The organism is Sulfuracidifex metallicus DSM 6482 = JCM 9184 (genome assembly GCA_032834875.1).
Classification (GTDB): Archaea; Thermoproteota; Thermoprotei_A; order Sulfolobales; family Sulfolobaceae; genus Sulfuracidifex; species Sulfuracidifex metallicus.
Genome location: CP135238.1, coordinates 876,640 through 894,731 on the forward strand (window position 1 = coordinate 876,640; position 18,092 = coordinate 894,731).

The following is an 18,092-nucleotide window of genomic DNA, read 5'->3' on the forward strand; positions in this document are numbered from 1 at the left end:
TAACTTTGAATTTTATAGTATTAAAACTTTAATCGTTATAAACTTTGAGAACTTTAGTTTCCTTCAATATACTTAGTGTATTCTTTATACATACACTTATCCTGCACGAATATTAGTCCGTTCTCTTCTGCCTGCCTCTTAGCGTTCTCGTTAACTATTCCTTCTTGTAACCAGACTACTTTTACGTCTCCCTTCTCCTTAGCTCTCCTTACAGCCTGCTCCACTATTGATTCAACCTCCTTAGAAGGTCTGAAAACCTCAACTACGTCTACCCTGTCTGGAATTTCCTCGAGATTGTTGTAGCACTTCATTCCATTAATTTCCTTCACCGTTGGGTTGACTGGAATAACGTGATATCCGTGTTCCTTAAGGAACATGGGAACCTTATGGGAAGGCTTGGTAGGATCCTTTGAGAAACCTACCACCGCTACGTTCTTGAAATTTGTCAAGATTTCCTTTGTCTCCATATTTAATTTGTATGTTTTTTGTCCATTTAAAAATTCACTGAATGAAATGAAGGCTCTAATTGCTTTTCACGTATATTTTATTAAGAAATATTTTTATGTTAATTTAACCTCTTATAACCGATGGATCAATTCAGGTTCATTTTAGAGAGAAACGACCAGTCTCATATACTGGCTGGAGAAGAAGCTCTTCTTGATTCAGTATCTCACGGAGCTAAGCCCGTGTTAAGGTTTGTCATATTTGATCCTGCTGCAGTGCTTGTAGGGTACCATCAATCCGTGGAACAAGAGGTTAACTTAGACGAGATCAAGAAGCGTGGATGGTCCGTTGGAAGGAGACCTACAGGAGGGGGTACAATAGTTATGGGGCCTTGGCAAATGGGATGGGAAATATATTCACACTCCTCCCTCCTAGGTGACACTCCAGAGAACGCGCTCAGGAGGAGCGCAGATGCCGTAATAGAGACGTTAGATAGGATGGGTATAAAAGCTTCCTTTAGACCCAAGAACGACGTAGAGGTAAACGGTAGGAAGATATCGGGAATTGGAGCTTTCTCCGAGGGAAAATACATAGGTGTTACTGGGACCATTCTTGTTGACTTTAACGTAGATGACATGCTTGCAGTAATGAAAATGTCATCGGAAAAGATGAAGGACAAACTCTACAAGGACTTCAGAGATAGGCTAACTTGGGTGAACAGGGAACTTGGTCGCAACGTGGAAATAGGAGAGGTCATATCCCAAGCTAGATCCTCCTTTGCCGATGTCCTAGGAATTAAGTTTGTTGATGAAGGATACACCTCTCAGGAAGTTGAAGAGATAGAAAAGCTTAACATGAAGTACTCCTCGTCTGACTGGGTTTTCAACATAAGGAAGACTATGGAAGGAGAGGGAGTTAAGTACCTCGAAAGGAAGCTTCCAGGAGGTTTAGTGAAGATTCAAGTTAAGATGGCCGGAAAGGGAATGATAGAGTCAGTCTTAATTACAGGTGACTTCTTCGTTGAGCCCAGGAGAGCAATATACGATCTTGAGGCTAGACTGAAGTGGAGCAGAGCGGAGACGATAGACGACGAAATCAGGGATTGGGGAAGTTCAGTCAAGATGATAGGAATGACACCACAAGATTTATTCAATCTAATAAAGGAGGTGATAAACTCATGAGACCTCTGTTTCTTTACTCTCCAATGCTTAAGAGATACGAAAACGACTACATGAATTCATCTAAGGGCTGGAAGCCTATCTCAGTAACTGGTACCTCTTGCGCGTTCAACTGCAAGCATTGCGGTAAAAGAGTTCTTGAAGGAATGAAGGATGGCTCTACCGTAAACTCTTTTGAGAAAGAGTTCGTGGACGCAATAATGAGGGGAGATGAGGGGGTAATCCTCTCAGGCGGTTCTACAGCTAGAGGAGATGTGCCAATTTGGAAGTATTCTGACATCACCAAGAAGTACGCACAGAAAATGACGATTATAGCCCACACTGGCGTTGTAAAGTCCCCAGAGATAGCTAAGAAGTTCAGCGAGGCAGGCGTGAGAATAGCTCTCCTTGATATGGTTGGAGACGACGAGACAATAAGAGATATTCTAGGTCAGCCCTTCACCGTAGACGATTACCTGAACTCCTTCAAGTACTTGAAGCAGGCCGGAATGCGCGTAACCCCCCACGTAATTGTCGGCTTAAGCAAAAAGGGACTAGAAGGAGACCTCCATGCTCTGGACCTCCTGACGGAGGTAAAACCTGACGCCGTTATCGTTGTTGGGCTGATGCCCTTGGTAGGCACGAAAATGGAGGGAAGCAGACAACCATCCCCCGAAGAGATGATTTCAGTCATGAGGGAGGCAAGGGATCAGTTTCAAGTTCCAGTTATGTTGGGCTGTGCTAGACCAAGGGGCTCACCTTACCTCAAGGTGGAAAAATTTGCCGTAGATTACGGCATAGACGGAATAGCCTTCCCCGAGGAGGAAACAATAGTTTACGCACAGGGGAGGCGTCCAGTTCACCTGAGCAGCGCTTGCTGTGGCAACGTTGTTCAGGACATATTAAGGGTGTGATATATGATCCAAGTAAGTAGTCCTGATTGGGTTAGGTTAAGTTTCGGTGCAGACATGGTCCTAGGTTACTCTCCAGGAGTTTTTTTAAAGGGCGCACTGAACACTACAATAAACCTACTACAATATTATCCCGATGGCTGTAAGGCTAACTGTCAATACTGCGGACAAGCCAGAGAAGTGGCTGAAGGTCCAGATTGCAAGACCTTGATTAGGGTAGAGTGGCCCCTTAGACCTCTAAATGACGTATTGAAAAGAATAAAGGAGAGACAAGGAGACCCCACTTACGGGATTCAGAGGATCTGTGTGGGACAATTAGCTCATCCGAGAGCCTCTCCTGATGCAATAGAGATAACAAAGAGGATCAGGGAGGCTGGAATTGAGGTCCAAATATCCGAGCTGGTTACAGCAACGTACACATTTAGGAGGCACATGGAGGAAATGAAGAAGGCTGGAGCCAACATGATAGACGTCGCAATAGATGGAGCAAGTAAGGAAGTCTTCGATAATGTCAGAGGTAAGCCGGTCAGGAGCATGCATTCCTGGGATAGGTACATTAAGGCTATAGATGAAGCCGTGGACGTCTTCGGCAGGATGAACGCAGGAATTCACCTCATAATAGGGTTAGGAGAGACGGAGAAGGAAGCCGTAGACTTAATGTTATATGCTCACTCAAGAGGAGCTAAACTGAGCTTGTTTGCCTTCTATCCAGAGGAGATGACGCCGATGGAGAAGGTTAAGCCTGTGCCCGTCAGCGTTTACAGAAGAATGCAACTATCCAGATGGTTGATCGAGAACGAGGTAGTGAGTTCTGATGCATTTGAGTTCGATGAGGAAGAGAGGCTAAAAGACATTCACCTGCCTTCTGATATAAAGGTAGAGGATCTCTCCCCAGCATTCATGACCAGTGGTTGCCCTGGATGCAACAGACCTTACTCTAACGAGAGACCGGGAGGAGTCATGAAGAATATCCCTTGGTATCCATCTAAACAGCAGACACTAAGGGCATTAAAGGCAACCAAGTTACCCTCCTTGGTGAGCATGGTATCTTGAAACCTCTCCTTTCACTTGAGGAGTCAACTCCGCTAAGTTTTTTCTCCAGCGGTTTTCCTTCCCACGTTCACGGGGAAGCTGTAGACGTATCGTCCCCAGACATGGAGACGTTCATTGCTCCCTTCTCAGGAACCTTATTGCACAGCGAAAAAGTTAAGGTAGGTAGACCCAACAGACACGCAAAGGTTAACTACGACGTTGTTTCCTTCCTCGAGGTAGATGGATACAAGGTGAAGATGCTTCACGTGGAGCCCTTCTTATCTGCCGGACAGACCTTTAGGAAGGGAGAAGCAATAGGCAAGTTTCTTTCAACACCTTACACTGGGGGCGACTTCCCTCATGCACATTTGGAGGGCATTACGTTTAGAATCCCACGTTTAACTGAAGATAAACTATCAAGCGTAGGTAAGGTTCTCAAGGTCGAGGAGGATTTCTTTGACGTTCAAGTTGTGGACTACGCTAAAGCGGGGAAGATCCACGGTTTAGGCGTGTCTAAAGGCATCCTAAACGTGAGCTATCCCTTTGCTTGTTATGGAGGAATTCTCGGAGAGTATACCTCTTTAGGTCAGAGAGTTGAGATTCAAGATCTTCCAATGGGTTACGTGGCAAAGAAGATTAAAAGGAATGCCTTTCTCTTTGAATGGAAGGCTGGAGCAATCTCCTCTTGGGATTACGATCTTTCGTTTAAGGTTCTAGTAAATGAGCCCCTGTGCGGATCCCCCTTCATGGAGGCAGTTCTTAGCTACGGAGGTTATCCTCTTATTAGGTTCTTCATGAAGTCGGAGTTCAAGGAGGGAGATGAAGTGAATCTCTACCAGCTCTTTTCTAGGTGTAAGAAATGTTGGGGGTAGTCTGGGACGATAGATTCCTGAACATATCCTTTTCTCACCCAATGATAAGGGATATGAGCAAGGCTAGAATAAGGAAGTTCATAGAGTTAGCTAGGGATTCCTTATCTTTTGTGGAGATTAAGCCAGAACAAGCGTCTGAAGAAGTTCTATTGGAAGTTCACACCAGGGAATACGTTAACAAGCTTAAGGAAGTGAGCAAGGTAGAACATATGGGCTTTTTAGACTCTGGTGACACTGTTCATTATCCAGGGATTTTTGAGGACGTCCTTTTGGTAGTTGGTTCTTCTTTAACAGCGTTGGAGCGATCCAAGTTCATAGATCAGATATACGTTCCGCTGGGTGGGTTTCATCACGCTCTTCCAAACAAAGCAATGGGGTTCTGTCCAGTTAATGATGTGGTAATAACGGTGAAGAGACTTCTGAATAATAGAGAGAGGGTAGCCCTAGTTGACGTTGACGCACATCATGGAAATGGGGTTCAGGAAATGCTCTATAAAGAGAAGGTGTTAAAAATTAATGTGTTCGCTTACAATGGTTCATTCTTTCCTGGTACGGGCAGACTAGAGGAAAGGGGAGAAGGAGAAGGTAAAGGACTAAACTACAACATCGGTCTTCCGCTGGGTTCAGGTGATGACATCTTTGAAGATACGTTGTCATTTCTGGATTTGCTGGAGGATTTTGATCCTTCATATGTTTTAGTAGTCGCAGGCGTTGATGGAATGATAGACGATAACCTAAAGTCATTAAACTTAACGTCATGGTCGTATTATTCCCTTGGAAGGAAAGTAGCTAAAATTCAGCGTAATCTAGGTTTCAACGTAATCTCCTATGGAGGCGGAGGATACGGCGAGAACTCTTATCTCGGAATGGTGGGTTTCCTTGCAGGTCTCTCAGGTGTCAGTTCATCAATTGTAGGATTGAAAAGAGAAAAAACTAGTACTGACAAAGATATATTCGATGAGGCTAGGAAGAGAATGCAGGCTTTAAAGAAGAGTTAACGTATTTTTATCTCTTTCTATCATACTGCAATGTAGCTATAAATAAAGTTGAGTCATATTACAACATGAGAAATTGTATTATGCTTTCTCAACTCTAAATTATAGGTATTTGTGAATCTCTGTGTATATAATCAATCACACTAAATAACAAAAATAATAGTAAGAAAATAAAAAATATTGACATCATCATCAAAAAATATATGTTTATTTTTAAGAAGTGTTTATAGAAATTTAGCCTTGTCTAAAGACCTTTCCTATATCTTTAGCCAAGCTCATCATAATACCTATGGCATATCTCACGTCTTCATCAGCTGGTATTCCTGCTGTCTTAAGTAGAAATCCGTTTCCTGCTGGCTTCACTGAGGGTAACTCATTGATCCACATCTTCATAGCAGTGGCGAATTTTGAAGACATTAGTACCAATCCGTCAATTACTTGTGGGTCTCCAAATGTCTCCATCATAGACATCATCTTATCCATTACGCCGGTCCTCTGGAGCTCAGCAAACTTGCCCATCATCCCCATCATGGAATCCCAGTCTAGCTGAGTCAGCATTTTCACCATGTTGGGATCTGTGAACTTCTTTAGTAACGGCATTGCGGCTTCCATAGTTAACAATAATGAATCTATGTCAATTCCCTCTATCAGTTTCAAGGTTCTTTCATTAGTCATCTTCTGCATTATCGGCATCAACTTCTCAGTGGCGTTCAGCAATCCGTCTATATCCATTCCATCCAAAAGCTTCAATGCTTTGTCGCTGGTCATCTTCTGCAATAGAGGAGTCATTTTTTCTGCGGCAGTTAACAATCCGTCTATATCCATAGATTGTAGGAGGGACAGAGCTCTCTCGCTTGTCATCTTCTCAAGTAGAGGCCACAATGCCTGCACTTTCCCTATCTGATCCATTGAGAAAGTTATCAGAGTGTTTATCAAGTCAGCCTTCTGCACAGCATCAAGTAGGGATAATCCCTGCTCCACGGTGTTCAAAAGCATGTCCAGTTGACCCTTGTTCTGTAGATCTACCATCATTGATGCCATCCTATTCAGAGCCGGGGTCAACTTCTCAGTAGCTTCTAACAAAGTATCGTAGTCTATACTCTGTAGAGCCTTCAGTGCCCTTTCATTAGTCATCTTCTGCATTATCGGCATCAACTTCTCAGTGGCGTTCAGCAATCCGTCTATATCCATTCCATCCAAAAGCTTCAATGCTTTGTCGCTGGTCATCTTCTGCAATAGAGGAGTCATTTTTTCTGCGGCAGTTAACAATCCGTCTATATCCATAGATTGTAGGAGGGACAGAGCTCTCTCGCTTGTCATCTTCTCAAGTAGAGGCCACAATGCCTGCACTTTCCCTATCTGATCCATTGAGAAAGTTATCAGAGTGTTTATCAAGTCAGCCTTCTGCACAGCATCCAATATAGAAGCAGATTGGTCAAGGATGCCCATGAGAACGTCAAGTTCTCCCTTTTTGTCCATTTCAGAAAGTTTAGAAGTTACCTTCACTAGAGATGGCATTCCTTCCAATAACTTGGACAAGCTTTCTATTGTCTCTTGATTTGACAGGATTTCTAAAGGATCCACAACCTTCTGTGAAGAGGACATTTTTAACTAACCTATTTATTAAGTATATTAACTTGTTAAAAAGTATGTCTTATACCCTCATCTAGCGGTTAGACCTAATCGTTTTTCAGAAACTTTAGTAACACTTTTAATCATGAAAGGCACAGTCGCCCTATGATAGTAGTTGTCGCTCCCAGCGCGTACGTGTATCTGAATGACCTAGTCAAGGTAAAGGACGTAACGTTCTATTTGACTACCATGGGCATTTCTTACGCTCTAAAGAATAACATAGACGTTGATTCCTCCTTGGATGCCGGATTCAAGGTAAGAGCATATTCTCACAAGCCCCCAAAAATAACCGGGATCCAAGATCACGAGCTCGAGGCCGCTCTCGTTGCCAAAGAACTGGAGGGATACCTTCTTACCCTGGATGAGAATGTGATTAAGAGAGCCGACGAGATAGGTGTAAAGCTAATTACTTTTGAGTCGCTTTCAAGATCATCTTCAATATGATATCTGGCGGGAATCCTCCGGGGACCTCGGTCTTATCGTTGACTATAATCTTTGGGACAGACATTACTCTGAATTTATTTGCTAAATCGTCATAGACACTTGAGTCTATTATTTCCAAGTTAACCTTGTCGTTAAGGATAGCTACTTGATATAACAATTCAGCTGCGATAGGACACTTAGTGCAGTCTGGAGTCACGAACAACTTCACGTTTCCTGCTAGCTGTGATGCCATTTCCTTTTCCTTGTCCTCTAGGTGGACAAGGTTATTTGAAACTCTTACAAGTGCGTTGAGGAAAGGCCAGAACTCGTTTATCATTGGTACTCCCTTGTACACGAATATGTTCCTGCTCTCTCCTTTTCTTGATACCTCTATGAAAGGCTTATCGCATTCCTCCTTTTCCGTCACCTCTATTGCGGAAGTCAAAGGTTCAAGTATGTCACCAGCCTTACAGTGGGTTACCCTTACGTTTGGCTTAATTGCCTTTATATATTGCTCTACAATTGGATCGTAACTCAAATGTAATACCTCAACCCTTCAATGCTTTCAAGTGCTTTTATTAACTTTTGCTCGAGTTCTTCCCTTGATGAGAATTTCCTGTATACGATTACTTCTTCTCCCTTAATTTCGTACGATAGTGGCGAACCTATCCCTTGCGATATCCTCGATGCCCTAGCGTACTTTATTCCCATGCCGACCAGATCGTCAAGTTTCTCCTTTCCAGTAGGTAAAGGTATAGGAATATACAAGGTATCTCCTTCTATGTAAAAAGAATAGTCATCAAGGTCTATCCATTCCTGATTGCCTTCTCTTCTGACTGATCCACCTTTACCCTTAAGATATTCTTCCAATGACAAATCTTCATCACTATCCTTATATTTCTCCACTGTATCTAATAAACTGTCTACGTTATCTTCATCAAGTTACTTGAACCTATCAATGTCCAAGTCAAACATAGTTTTTGCCGCATTTGATATGCCCTCAGACAAGGACGGATGTACGAAAACCGTAGTTGCTAGTTCGAATGCTGTAATCTTATGTCTCACAGCAAGGGTAATAATGTTAATCAACTCTTCAGCATTTTTTCCTATAACTTCCCCAAATACAGTCTCCCCTTTTTCGTTAAAACCAATTCTAACTTCCCCATCCCTCATTCCAGCTATAGTAGCTCTAGTTACAGCATTAAAGGGAAATTCGGCAAACTTTACAGCATGACTCGCACTTCCTACTACACCTATTTGGGGATCCGTGTATACTACCTGAGGTATGCAGTTATACTTTACTTCCAATTTCCTTCCAATTAGGTTATACGATGCAACTATCGCCTCATGCATCGCAGAATGAGCGGTCTTGTTTGGCTTATCAACAACATCACCTATTGCGAACACAGACGGATCGTCAGTCATCATGGTTGGTCTCACAATAATTCCGTTTTCCTTCACGTTAATAGAGTAACTTTTCAATCCATCGGGTATGAGAGGCGTTCTTCCAGTGGCAGAAACTACGACTTCTCCTTTGAACGTTCCGTTCTCCGTGTAGACTTCTCTCTCAGACATCCTCTTTACTTCGTGAAATTCTTTCACTTGAACACCATCAAACTCCAAGGACTGTAACAAGTATTCCCTAGCCTTTTCGGAAAAGCCCTTCATTATCCTGCTTCTTGTAATTAATGTCACTGATGACCCTAGCCTGGAGAATATTTGAGCTATTTCGACTCCAGCGTAACCTCCACCTACTACTATCATGTCCTTGGGAACATACTCCAAGTTAACTGCCTCGTCCTCGCTCATGACCCCTGGAGGAGTTTTAGGAACCGAGCCAGAGGCAACAATGAGCTTCTTAAAGCAGATCTTCTCTCCCTCGTCGGTTTCTGCAACTCCTTTGTCAATTATCCTTCCTGAACCCTTGTAAACATGACCTCCAGCGTTCTCGATGAGGGACCTTCCAGCCGAGGACAAATAAGATACCACGTCGTCCCTCTTGGAGAAAGTGGAATTCGAGAAATCTACCTTTACGTCTAACCCTTTATAGTCTCCTATCTCCTGCCATCTTGATAACATGAAAGAAGAATCGAAAAGAAAAATGCTTGGGACGCAACCTGAGTTTACGCACGTCCCTCCAAATTTTCCCTTTTCAACCACAGCAACGTTAAGCTTCTGTCTAGCTAGCACGCTTGCCGCAACATAGCCGGCGGATCCAGCACCTATCACTAGCACATCATACATGAGAGATCAGAAGAAAAGTGATCTATCTGCGTCGAAAGTTAGGTCGATGAGTGTTGATCCACCCACTAGTTCAACTCCTTCTACTACGTCAGATTCGTTCATGTGGCACATGTCCTTTAAGCTCTGAACGCATACGTACATCTTGACACCGTTGTCCTTAGCCATGTCAAAGAATCTTATGAAGGGATTGTCTCCTTTAGTTCTCTCGCTTTCCTGCCATTTCTTGTCGAGAAGTTTTGGTCCCTTTATCATGAAGAAAACGCTGGTCTCGTATTCCATTGAGGCAGCAATCGATGACATAAAGAGCGGTGCATACGTCCTATCCAGATCTTCTGGACCATGTGTGACTACTATTAGTACTTTTTTCTTTTGTTCTTCGGACATTTTTATCTGGTATATCTTCTTAACATTCTTACTTAAATTTTTTTTCGATGATTTACGTGATTCCAGATTTGAAGTAGTGCTTACCTATATGAATATATATTTTTTCTAGTTTTAACTTGCCTTTTTTTATTAACTTTTTTATACAACTCGTGTATTTTAGGAATGAAAATATGGTTACCGCTCTTTAATTATAGTTAATTTGTGTCAAAAAAGGAATATCTTTTATCTCTAAGCTACGATAATTACTTTTATTACTTCTTTCTTTACTAAGTTTATAACTCATTAACTTTTTCTAAGTAAAAAATTTATAAAACTAATCATCAAAATCGGAAAAGCTTAAATAAGTTTACATGTTAAATAAGAATAGGTGAGTAATCACGTCGGATAATAAAAGGAAACTGTCCCTCATAGTATTTTCTGGGACGATAGATAAATTGATGCCAGTTGGTATATTAGCTTCAGGTGCTGCAGCTGCAGGATACGAAGTAAACGTGTTCTTCACCTTCTGGGGTCTCAACGCAATTACTAAGAAGAGCATGGAAGGAATGCAGCCCATCGATAAGAACTACGAGCAATTCGGCCCAGTGATGATGCAGAAAATGAAGGAAATGAACTTCCCAATGTGGACTCAACTGATAGAGCAAGCAAAGGAAGTAGGAGAAGTCAAAGTCATTGCGTGCTCAACCACGATGGAATTCTTCGGAATAAAGAGGGAGGATTTGGCTCCATTCGTTGACGATGTTGCTGGCGTAGCTACCTTCTTGGATAGAGCCGAAGGTGGTATAACCCTTTTCATCTAAGGTGATATATATGGCAGAAATAAAAATAGCCAAAACTCTAGATGCAAAGGGATTGTACTGTCCTGGTCCAGTCCTTGAAACAGCAAAGGCAGTGAAGCAGATAAACATAGGAGAAGTGTTGGAAGTGCTTGCAACAGATCCAGCAGCGAAGCCTGATATTGAGGCGTGGGCTAGAAGGACTGGAAATCAGATCCTTGACATAAAGCAAGAAGGTGGCATAACTAGAATCCTCGTTAAGAGGGTTAAGTAACCCATTTTTTTAACAAAATTTATAAGTAACTAATCTTATTTTTATAATGAAGTATCATGGCAACAAAAACAGTTTTTCCACCTCTTCCAGACGATCCAAGATATATGGATATGGCTTATGATATTCAGGGTGCTGAATCCGAGGAGCAGAGGAATTTTCTGAGTAATCTCAAACCTGAAGAGAGGGAAGTGGCTGTAAAGTTCTGGGAGGCAGTAAAGGAAGATCACAGATTTAACGATTACTTAAGGGGATGTCTCAACTGCGGCGTCTGTACATCTTCTTGTCCTGCAGCTAAGTTCTATGACTTCGGTCCTAGGGAGATGATACAGTACATGATGAGAGATGCCGTAGATAAGATCTGGGAATTCACTAATAAGAAAGTATGGGCATGCGTACAATGTTTCACTTGCTCCATGAGGTGTCCATTCAATAACGAAATTGCAGGACTAATAATGGTTTTAAGGGAATATTCGGTTAGATTTGCTCTTCCCTCAGCTAAGGAAATCTTGGCTCCTTATAGAAGGATCTTGCTTACAGTTATAACAACTGGTAATCAGGTAACTCCTGATATGATCCAGCCAGATACCTTCCCAGACTGGGGTCCACAAGCGGTGGAAGAATCAAAAAACATGACTGTATACAGACAAGCCGTCCCAGTAGACTTAATGCAAAGGACTGATGTAGGATGGCACGCATCCCTGCAAACCGCAGTAGAGATGATGACCATCTTCATAGAGTCAGGCGTAATTGAGTACCTTAAGGGTGTAGACAAAGATCTATATGACATGATTATGGACATATATGAGGAAAGGAAACAAACCTTGGAAGACCTTAAGGAGAAGTGGGAAAAGGGAGAGCTCAACGAAGATGAGCTACCCGATAGCTGGCTAGATATGTAAAAATACTTTTTTTATCAACTTACAATATTATTAAAACTTCTTCTTTGATTCTTAAAAAATCTTTTATAATAAAGTTTTTAAAGCTGTAGAAGAAGATGGTAAATGGTGAAAAATTGGCACAGGAGAATGTAGAAAAGAAGATGAACGAAGAGATAAAGGACGCATTTCCAATGTCTGACGGTTTAACTTGGGATGACATTTACCAGAGAGTAATCTACAGATATGGTTCTCCTCATAATCTAGCTCATATAAAGGAGGAGTTATACAAGCTAGAGGATAAGGGAGAAATAATAGTACATCATATAAAGCCTTATAATAATCCAATGGAGTTCCAGTCATTAAACGGTTTAACTAAGAAGATCCCTACTACTAAGTTATGGCAGCATAAGAGCTGTGGTCAATGTGGTCACATACCTGGATATCCAACCTCAGTGTTCTGGATAATGAACAAGTTGGAGGTTGACTATCTAGACGAGCCACATCAGACTTCTTGTACAGGCTGGAACTATCACGCTTCTGGAGCTTCTAACCCAGTAGCTTTGGCAGGAGTTTACGTAAGGAATATGTGGAGAGCTTACGAGACTGATTACTTCCCGCTCATACACTGTGGGACTTCCTTCGGTCACTACAAAGAAGTGAGGAACAGTATAATCTTAGAGAAGGAGATAAGAGACAAGTTGAGACCGATCATGAGGAAAATGGATATGGATATCGTAGTGCCAGAGGAAGTAGTACATTATTCAGAGTGGATGTACGCTATGAGCAAAAAGGCTGCAGCTCAGAGGAAATACGACGTTAGCAACATAAAGGCTGCAGTTCACACTCCATGTCACATCTATAAACTTGTTCCAGAGGACACAATTTATGACGGTGAAGTATGGCAGGGAAGGAGGCCCGCAGCACCATCGGGTACAGTACAGAACTTCGGAGCCAAGCTGGTTGACTACTCAACTTGGTGGGACTGCTGTGGATTCGGATTTAGACATATATTGACAGAGAGAGAGTTCACTAGGTCATTTGCACTGTTCAAGAAAGTGATGCCCGCAGTAAACGAAGGTCATGCAGATGTCTTCGTCACTAGCGACACAGGATGTGTAACTACATTAGACAAGAGTCAGTGGGCAGGAAAGGCTCACGGTTTCGACTATAACCTGCCCGTCTTGGCTGACGCTCAGTTCGGTGCTATTCTGATGGGTGCAGACCCATATACCATAGGGCAAATTCATTGGCATGCAACAGACGTAGAGGGATTCATGAGGAAGATAGGAGTGCCAGTTGATGACTACAAGGAGAAGTTCATACAATACTTACAAGACCTTAGGGAAGGAAAGGCGGAGCCACAGTACCTATATCCAAAGCACAGGAAGATCGATTTCTACCTGACCCTGCCGGAGAGAGTCTCCTGGTATAAGAAGCAGGGAGGTCAGGCTAATAAGTAACATCTTAAGCAAAGTTTTTTAATAATTTTTACTTAAATAAAGGTGGTGAAAAAGTGGCAAATGAGCCCATAATGGTAATTGGGGCAGGTCCAGCAGGTCTATCCGCATCAAGGGAACTAGTAAACATGGGAATGAACGTAGTCCTAGTTGAGAGAGAGTCTTATCTAGGAGGAACTCCAAAGAAGCTTAAGTACAGTCTTCTCTTCCCTGAGCTCAGACCAGCAGGAGAAGTAATTGATCCACTTATAAAGACGGTTCAAGAGAGTAAGAACGTTAAGACTTACATGGAGACTATTGTTGATGGCGTAAAACAGGAAGGTAACGGTTTCGTGGTTTCTCTAAAGGACAAGAAGGGAGCAACGAAGACTGAGAAGGTAAGTGCTATCGTTGCAGCTTCAGGCTTCGAACATTTCGACTCAAGAAGAAAGTACGAGTATGGCTACGGTGTTGTTCCTAATATTTATCAGATTTCAGACATTGAAAGGATGCTTTCAGAGAACAAGCTAGTGACAACTACAGGTAAGCCGCCGAAGAGGGTAGCAATTCTACTCTGTGTCGGATCAAGAGACGCTACTATAGGAAACACTTACTGTTCTAGGGTATGCTGCGCAGTATCAACTAAACAAGCAATGGAAATAAAGGAAAGGGTACCAGATGCTACAGTTCACATCTATTACATGGATATAAGGACTTACGGTCTAATGGAAGATAAGCTATACTGGAAGTCGCAATTGGAGTACAGAGTGGGCTTCATAAGAGGAAGGATATCAGAGTTCATGAGAGGTCCTAACGATACAGTCATAATTAAGGGCGAAGATACAATGAACTTGAACAGAGCTCTGGCAGTACCATACGATATGGTAATTCTAGCTAACGGAATGGAGTTAGGTCTAGGTTCAAAGCAAGTTGCTAAGGCTCTAGGATTGGAGCTAGAAGACCATGGCTTCATAAAACCAATGGATCCAGACAGAATGCCAGTTCAGTCAACAAAGAAGGGAATATTTCTAGCAGGTGCGCTAACTGGGCCCAAGACCATATCAGACTCCATAACTGAAGGAACTGCTGCAGCAATTAAAGCGTACGAATATGCCACCAAGGGTATATGGGAGGAGTCTGACTTCAACAAGAAGGCCATGGCCCAGGTGGTACACCATTAACAATTTTTTACAAATAGATTATGTTAAGGATATTTATCAAGCAGTCCTAGGTATGGACTCTTTCAATACTGTGAAAGGGGATCCTAAGTCAGCTCTTTCTAACATTCTGAAAGCTATGGATCTGAAGTCCAAGGAAATGAAAGAGATTCAAATATACACTGATAATGACATAAGGAAGGTTTTTGACTCAGTGTTTTACGCTAGGAAGTACCGCGATCAGATCATTGATACGGTGGGAGTTGCAAAATTCTCCCAAGCTTTCTCCAAATTGCAGGACTCCTCTCTTCCATATGAAGAGAGGGTTTTGGCAATAGAGTCACTCCTCTCGTCCCAAGAAGCTAAGGAAGACCTCAGAGACATGGCTAGAGAACTGATACACTTCATGGAGCCTGAAAATTACCCTCTATGGACTAGATGGATTTGGAATAAGGAGAGGGGAACTGGCTCCATAACATATGTGCTGAAGGAAGGATTGAAGCTGGAGAAAGATGAGGATTTCTTTGCTGCAGTGAAAGAGCTGAAGGATACCCTTTCGGTGTTCGGGTTAGATGTCCCGAACTACTTCGGAACTTCAATTTTTTTAGTCTACGCATACGTCCGTTATGTGGACTATGCAACCCTCCTTGCCGTGGACAGGAAGGCAGGAGGGCTTTACCCGTCTCATCTGTCCACAACTGCCCTAGTTTTGGGGCTAAAATCTTATTTAAAGGTGATACAAGTTGCCAATTCCAAATCTTGAAAAACCTATAATTAAAGGTTTAATTGAAAAAGAGAAGGTAGTAGTTGACGGAGTGGAAGTAGACGGTACGTGGAACGCTTTTATGATTGAAAGAACACAGACCGGCTACGATCCCTCCGTCTGGGACGAGATAGCTGGAACCTTGGAGGGTGCGACCATAAGTGCCTGCTGGCAGTGCGGAACGTGCACCTCAGGTTGCACTATGAGGGAGTATGATCCAAACTACAGCCCAAGGAGGTTCATAGACCTAGCCAGAAAAGGAGACAAGGAGTCCCTAGTGGAACTTCAGAACTCCATCTGGAGGTGCGTCTCCTGCCAGAAGTGCACTCACAGATGTCCTAAAGGAGTTCTAGTTGAGGAAGTAGTTCACTCAATTCATAATTACTTGCTGAAGCATGGATTAGTGCAGACCGACCCAGGGACGGTTTTCGACGAACTATTCCTTGATGTGGTAATGAAGAACGGCGGAAGGATATCAGAGCTAACCCTCGGCGGAGCCTCAGCTAAGGCTGGCTTTGTAACCCTCAGCCTGCGCGACCTAATATCAATGAGCGGAGCTCTGCTAAAGTCAGGACTTATAAAGGACGTAATGAAACCAAGCAGGGTCAAGGATTGGAACAAGGTTAAGAGTGTCTTGGAGGAAGCAATGAAGGATGAAATAAGGCCAGAGGATTTAAATGTTAACATAAGATATCAGGTGGTGCCACAATGAACTCTCCATACGGTAAAGTGGCCTTCTATCCAGGATGTTCCCTGGACGGCCTCGGAAAGTCATACGAAGAGTCATTGAAGTTGGTTGCTAAGGACTTAGGATTGCCACTGGACAAGATAACTGATTATAACTGCTGTGGAGCCTTGGAGGTTAAAAACGTAAACACCATGGCCGGGCTTCTGCTACCAGCCAGAAATCTCTCCCTAGCAAGGGAAATGAACGCTGACGCAGTGGTTTCCGCTTGTCCAGGTTGCCATTATTCCTTATCAAGGACTCAGTTCTTCATGACTAGGTATCCTAAAGTAGCTCAGAAGGTAAACGCTTACCTTGAAAAGATGGGTAACAAAGCCTACGACAGTAAGCTTCTCATGGTACACGCGGTGGAATACATATACAACAGCGTAGGTGTGGAAGGCGTGAAGAGCAAGGTTAAGAGACCACTCAATGGATTGAAGGTAGCACCATATTATGGATGTTTGTACACCAGACCCAAGTCTTATACCCTCTCAGGTTATATGGGCCTAAGGGATGACCCAGAGAGACCTTCATTCATGGATGAGATACTTACTGCTCTCGGTGCTGAAGTCGTACCGTTTGAAGCCAAGACAATGTGCTGTGGAGGTCCTCACGCCTATTCAGACGTTGAAGTAGCCCTCCACTTAGAAGCTAGAATACTGAAGGAGGCGAAGAGGAATGGAGCAGACTTACTAATAACCGACTGCCCATTAGGTCATGTAGCAATAGAGACCAACATGAACAAGATAGCTGAGAAGTACGGAGAAGATTTGAGAATGCCTCTGGTATACTTTTCACAGTTAGTTGCCTTCGCTTTCGGACACTCTCCCGAGGAAACACTACTAACTGCAAACATAACTAATCCAATATCCGTACTGAAGAAGTTCATGTAAAGGAAAGTAAAGAGAAACAAGTAGTATTTCTTTTTTATCAAGTTTTTTAGCTTGATCATGTTTCTTGTAAATGTTTAAATTTTACTTTTAATCTTGTTTCCATTATCTCTTTCCTATGTGCACTAGGTTGCTTAGTTATTCTTTCTCTCTTATATGTATAAGATATCTTATACATATTTTCTTTCTTTATATATATACATATAATATTAATTTTCTTATATCTCAGTATCTTAAACAAGACGAGGTCTCCTTTCATGTCAAGTTAATTTCCACCTAGAGAAGACAGCAATTAAAGGGATGTAGTGAAACATCCTATATGTCCCTTCAAGGAAAAGTAGTCCTAGTAACTGGAGGTTCAAAGGGTATAGGTAGAGCTATCGCTGAGGAGTTTCATAGACAAGGAGCCAAGGTAGCCATCAACTACAATTCATCTGAGGAAGAAGCCAAAAAGCTAAAAGAAAAGTTGGGAGAAGGCGTTGACATCTTTAGGGCTGATGTATCCGATAGGTCTCAAGTATCCCTCATGGTAAAGGAGATAGAGAGGAATCTTGGAAAGGTAGACATACTTGTCAATAACGCAGGAATTTGGTACTTGTTCGGCATTGAGAACTACGACGAATCTAAGTTCGACAGAATGTGGGAGATCAACGTTAAAGGAGTCATTAACACTACTCTGGAGGTTTTACCTCATATGAAGGAAAAGAGAGAAGGAGTTATAATAAACATGGCTTCTAACGCGTCCCTTGGCACTTCAGCCTTCGGCAACACCTTCTATTCACTGACCAAGGCTTCGGTGGTGATGTTGACAAGAAGAATGGCTTTCGAGTTCGGCAAGTACAAGATAAGGGTGAACGCCATAGCTCCCGGTTGGGTTGAGACTGATATGACAATCGGAGGAAAGAGCGAGGTGGAAATCAAGGAATTAGAGAAGTGGTTCAAGGAAAGAACTATGTTATCTATGGTAGGTAAACCCGAGTACATAGCTAAGGTAGCTATATTCCTAGCCGAAGCAGAATACATGACTGGACAGACTGTGGTAGTTGACGGAGGAAGGATAGATTATCTAACTCACGGAATTTGACATATGCTCATGG

General features: G+C 42.6%; 21 protein-coding genes. 15 read left to right on the forward strand and 6 right to left on the reverse strand.

All coding sequences use genetic code 11. From position 1 onward, the window contains the following. Positions 1 to 53 precede the first annotated feature (53 nt). Positions 54 to 467, reverse strand: a complete 414-nt coding sequence (locus RQ359_RS05185; protein WP_054838469.1) for a CoA-binding protein — start codon at positions 465 to 467, stop codon at positions 54 to 56. A 120-nt stretch (positions 468 to 587) separates the two neighbouring features. Between RQ359_RS05185 and RQ359_RS05190 the strand changes: the two genes are divergently transcribed. From RQ359_RS05190 to RQ359_RS05210, 5 genes are read left to right on the forward strand one after another with little or no spacing between them, the layout of a single operon-like run. Next, the gene (locus tag RQ359_RS05190; RefSeq protein ID WP_156017646.1) at positions 588 to 1,625 is read left to right on the forward strand and encodes a lipoyl protein ligase domain-containing protein; all 1,038 of its coding nucleotides are present in this window, start codon (positions 588 to 590) and stop codon (positions 1,623 to 1,625) included. Further along, positions 1,622 to 2,515 (forward strand): radical SAM protein, encoded by an 894-nt coding sequence (locus RQ359_RS05195; RefSeq protein WP_054838471.1) that lies wholly within the window; start codon positions 1,622 to 1,624, stop codon positions 2,513 to 2,515. The genes RQ359_RS05190 and RQ359_RS05195 overlap by 4 nt, the downstream gene beginning before the upstream one ends. 3 nt (positions 2,516 to 2,518) lie before the next feature. Continuing rightward, entirely contained in the window at positions 2,519 to 3,565 is a 1,047-nt protein-coding gene (locus RQ359_RS05200) for a radical SAM protein (RefSeq protein ID WP_054838472.1), read from the forward strand. Beyond that, positions 3,562 to 4,416, forward strand: a complete 855-nt coding sequence (locus RQ359_RS05205) for a hypothetical protein (RefSeq protein WP_054838473.1) — start codon at positions 3,562 to 3,564, stop codon at positions 4,414 to 4,416. Before RQ359_RS05200 ends, RQ359_RS05205 begins: the two co-directional genes overlap by 4 nt. After that, the gene (locus RQ359_RS05210) at positions 4,404 to 5,414 is read left to right on the forward strand and encodes a histone deacetylase family protein (RefSeq protein ID WP_156017643.1); all 1,011 of its coding nucleotides are present in this window, start codon (positions 4,404 to 4,406) and stop codon (positions 5,412 to 5,414) included. The genes RQ359_RS05205 and RQ359_RS05210 overlap by 13 nt, the downstream gene beginning before the upstream one ends. A 231-nt stretch (positions 5,415 to 5,645) precedes the next feature. Here RQ359_RS05210 and RQ359_RS05215 read toward each other — a convergent pair whose 3' ends face one another. Beyond that, the gene (locus RQ359_RS05215; protein ID WP_457921253.1) at positions 5,646 to 7,016 is read right to left on the reverse strand and encodes a DUF1641 domain-containing protein; all 1,371 of its coding nucleotides are present in this window, start codon (positions 7,014 to 7,016) and stop codon (positions 5,646 to 5,648) included. A 132-nt stretch (positions 7,017 to 7,148) separates the two neighbouring features. Between RQ359_RS05215 and RQ359_RS05220 the strand changes: the two genes are divergently transcribed. Next, positions 7,149 to 7,487, forward strand: a complete 339-nt coding sequence (locus tag RQ359_RS05220; protein ID WP_156017635.1) for a PIN domain-containing protein — start codon at positions 7,149 to 7,151, stop codon at positions 7,485 to 7,487. Here the strand turns inward: RQ359_RS05220 and RQ359_RS05225 are convergent. From RQ359_RS05225 to RQ359_RS05240, 4 genes are all read right to left on the reverse strand, one after another. Continuing rightward, the gene (locus RQ359_RS05225; protein ID WP_054838475.1) at positions 7,450 to 8,004 is read right to left on the reverse strand and encodes a thioredoxin family protein; all 555 of its coding nucleotides are present in this window, start codon (positions 8,002 to 8,004) and stop codon (positions 7,450 to 7,452) included. The two genes, RQ359_RS05220 and RQ359_RS05225, sit on opposite strands and share 38 nt — an antisense overlap. After that, positions 8,001 to 8,342 (reverse strand): hypothetical protein, encoded by a 342-nt coding sequence (locus RQ359_RS05230; RefSeq protein WP_054838483.1) that lies wholly within the window; start codon positions 8,340 to 8,342, stop codon positions 8,001 to 8,003. The genes RQ359_RS05225 and RQ359_RS05230 overlap by 4 nt, the downstream gene beginning before the upstream one ends. 66 nt (positions 8,343 to 8,408) lie before the next feature. Then, the gene (locus RQ359_RS05235; RefSeq protein WP_054838476.1) at positions 8,409 to 9,710 is read right to left on the reverse strand and encodes a dihydrolipoyl dehydrogenase family protein; all 1,302 of its coding nucleotides are present in this window, start codon (positions 9,708 to 9,710) and stop codon (positions 8,409 to 8,411) included. A gap of 6 nt (positions 9,711 to 9,716) precedes the next feature. Continuing rightward, positions 9,717 to 10,094 carry a DsrE family protein gene (locus tag RQ359_RS05240; RefSeq protein ID WP_156017632.1) on the reverse strand — a complete coding sequence of 126 codons (378 nt, stop codon included), beginning with the start codon at positions 10,092 to 10,094 and terminating at the stop codon, positions 9,717 to 9,719. A 374-nt stretch (positions 10,095 to 10,468) separates the two neighbouring features. On the opposite strand from RQ359_RS05240, the gene RQ359_RS05245 reads away from it, so the two are divergent. The 9 genes from RQ359_RS05245 to RQ359_RS05285 all read left to right on the forward strand — a co-directional run bounded on the left by RQ359_RS05245 (position 10,469) and on the right by RQ359_RS05285 (position 18,079). After that, positions 10,469 to 10,894, forward strand: a complete 426-nt coding sequence (locus RQ359_RS05245) for a DsrE/DsrF/DrsH-like family protein (protein WP_054838477.1) — start codon at positions 10,469 to 10,471, stop codon at positions 10,892 to 10,894. Between the two features lie 10 nt (positions 10,895 to 10,904). Beyond that, positions 10,905 to 11,144, forward strand: coding sequence for a sulfurtransferase TusA family protein (locus RQ359_RS05250; RefSeq protein ID WP_054838484.1), 240 nt, complete (start codon positions 10,905 to 10,907; stop codon positions 11,142 to 11,144). 56 nt (positions 11,145 to 11,200) lie between these two features. Further along, a complete protein-coding gene (locus RQ359_RS05255) occupies positions 11,201 to 12,043 on the forward strand; it encodes a 4Fe-4S dicluster domain-containing protein (protein ID WP_156017624.1) in 843 nt (280 codons plus the stop codon). A gap of 95 nt (positions 12,044 to 12,138) precedes the next feature. Continuing rightward, positions 12,139 to 13,482: a CoB--CoM heterodisulfide reductase iron-sulfur subunit B family protein gene (locus RQ359_RS05260; RefSeq protein WP_156017621.1), complete on the forward strand. Its 1,344-nt coding sequence runs from the start codon at positions 12,139 to 12,141 to the stop codon at positions 13,480 to 13,482. A gap of 71 nt (positions 13,483 to 13,553) precedes the next feature. After that, positions 13,554 to 14,639: an FAD-dependent oxidoreductase gene (locus RQ359_RS05265; protein ID WP_156017998.1), complete on the forward strand. Its 1,086-nt coding sequence runs from the start codon at positions 13,554 to 13,556 to the stop codon at positions 14,637 to 14,639. Between the two features lie 52 nt (positions 14,640 to 14,691). Further along, on the forward strand, positions 14,692 to 15,378 hold the full coding sequence (locus tag RQ359_RS05270; protein ID WP_156017999.1) for a hypothetical protein: 687 nt from the start codon (positions 14,692 to 14,694) through the stop codon (positions 15,376 to 15,378). Then, the gene (locus RQ359_RS05275) at positions 15,359 to 16,090 is read left to right on the forward strand and encodes a 4Fe-4S dicluster domain-containing protein (RefSeq protein WP_054838479.1); all 732 of its coding nucleotides are present in this window, start codon (positions 15,359 to 15,361) and stop codon (positions 16,088 to 16,090) included. Before RQ359_RS05270 ends, RQ359_RS05275 begins: the two co-directional genes overlap by 20 nt. Beyond that, a complete protein-coding gene (locus RQ359_RS05280; RefSeq protein ID WP_054838480.1) occupies positions 16,087 to 16,998 on the forward strand; it encodes a CoB--CoM heterodisulfide reductase iron-sulfur subunit B family protein in 912 nt (303 codons plus the stop codon). Before RQ359_RS05275 ends, RQ359_RS05280 begins: the two co-directional genes overlap by 4 nt. 316 nt (positions 16,999 to 17,314) lie before the next feature. Next, the gene (locus RQ359_RS05285) at positions 17,315 to 18,079 is read left to right on the forward strand and encodes a glucose 1-dehydrogenase (protein ID WP_054839226.1); all 765 of its coding nucleotides are present in this window, start codon (positions 17,315 to 17,317) and stop codon (positions 18,077 to 18,079) included. Positions 18,080 to 18,092 lie beyond the last annotated feature (13 nt).

Bases quoted from the DNA above. Each gene is read 5' to 3' on its own strand.
- RQ359_RS05215 (WP_457921253.1), bottom strand. From the start codon at position 7,016: ATGTCCTCTTCACAGAAGGTTGTGGATCCTTTAGAAATCCTGTCAAAT.
- RQ359_RS05185 (WP_054838469.1), bottom strand. From the start codon at position 467: ATGGAGACAAAGGAAATCTTGACAAATTTCAAGAACGTAGCGGTGGTA.
- RQ359_RS05260 (WP_156017621.1), top strand. From the start codon at position 12,139: ATGGTAAATGGTGAAAAATTGGCACAGGAGAATGTAGAAAAGAAGATG.
- RQ359_RS05235 (WP_054838476.1), bottom strand. From the start codon at position 9,710: ATGTATGATGTGCTAGTGATAGGTGCTGGATCCGCCGGCTATGTTGCG.
- RQ359_RS05195 (WP_054838471.1), top strand. From the start codon at position 1,622: ATGAGACCTCTGTTTCTTTACTCTCCAATGCTTAAGAGATACGAAAAC.
- RQ359_RS05270 (WP_156017999.1), top strand. From the start codon at position 14,692: ATGGACTCTTTCAATACTGTGAAAGGGGATCCTAAGTCAGCTCTTTCT.
- RQ359_RS05255 (WP_156017624.1), top strand. From the start codon at position 11,201: ATGGCAACAAAAACAGTTTTTCCACCTCTTCCAGACGATCCAAGATAT.
- RQ359_RS05280 (WP_054838480.1), top strand. From the start codon at position 16,087: ATGAACTCTCCATACGGTAAAGTGGCCTTCTATCCAGGATGTTCCCTG.
- RQ359_RS05200 (WP_054838472.1), top strand. From the start codon at position 2,519: ATGATCCAAGTAAGTAGTCCTGATTGGGTTAGGTTAAGTTTCGGTGCA.
- RQ359_RS05250 (WP_054838484.1), top strand. From the start codon at position 10,905: ATGGCAGAAATAAAAATAGCCAAAACTCTAGATGCAAAGGGATTGTAC.
- RQ359_RS05265 (WP_156017998.1), top strand. From the start codon at position 13,554: ATGGTAATTGGGGCAGGTCCAGCAGGTCTATCCGCATCAAGGGAACTA.
- RQ359_RS05285 (WP_054839226.1), top strand. From the start codon at position 17,315: ATGTCCCTTCAAGGAAAAGTAGTCCTAGTAACTGGAGGTTCAAAGGGT.
- RQ359_RS05190 (WP_156017646.1), top strand. From the start codon at position 588: ATGGATCAATTCAGGTTCATTTTAGAGAGAAACGACCAGTCTCATATA.
- RQ359_RS05220 (WP_156017635.1), top strand. From the start codon at position 7,149: ATGATAGTAGTTGTCGCTCCCAGCGCGTACGTGTATCTGAATGACCTA.
- RQ359_RS05240 (WP_156017632.1), bottom strand. From the start codon at position 10,094: ATGTCCGAAGAACAAAAGAAAAAAGTACTAATAGTAGTCACACATGGT.
- RQ359_RS05210 (WP_156017643.1), top strand. From the start codon at position 4,404: ATGTTGGGGGTAGTCTGGGACGATAGATTCCTGAACATATCCTTTTCT.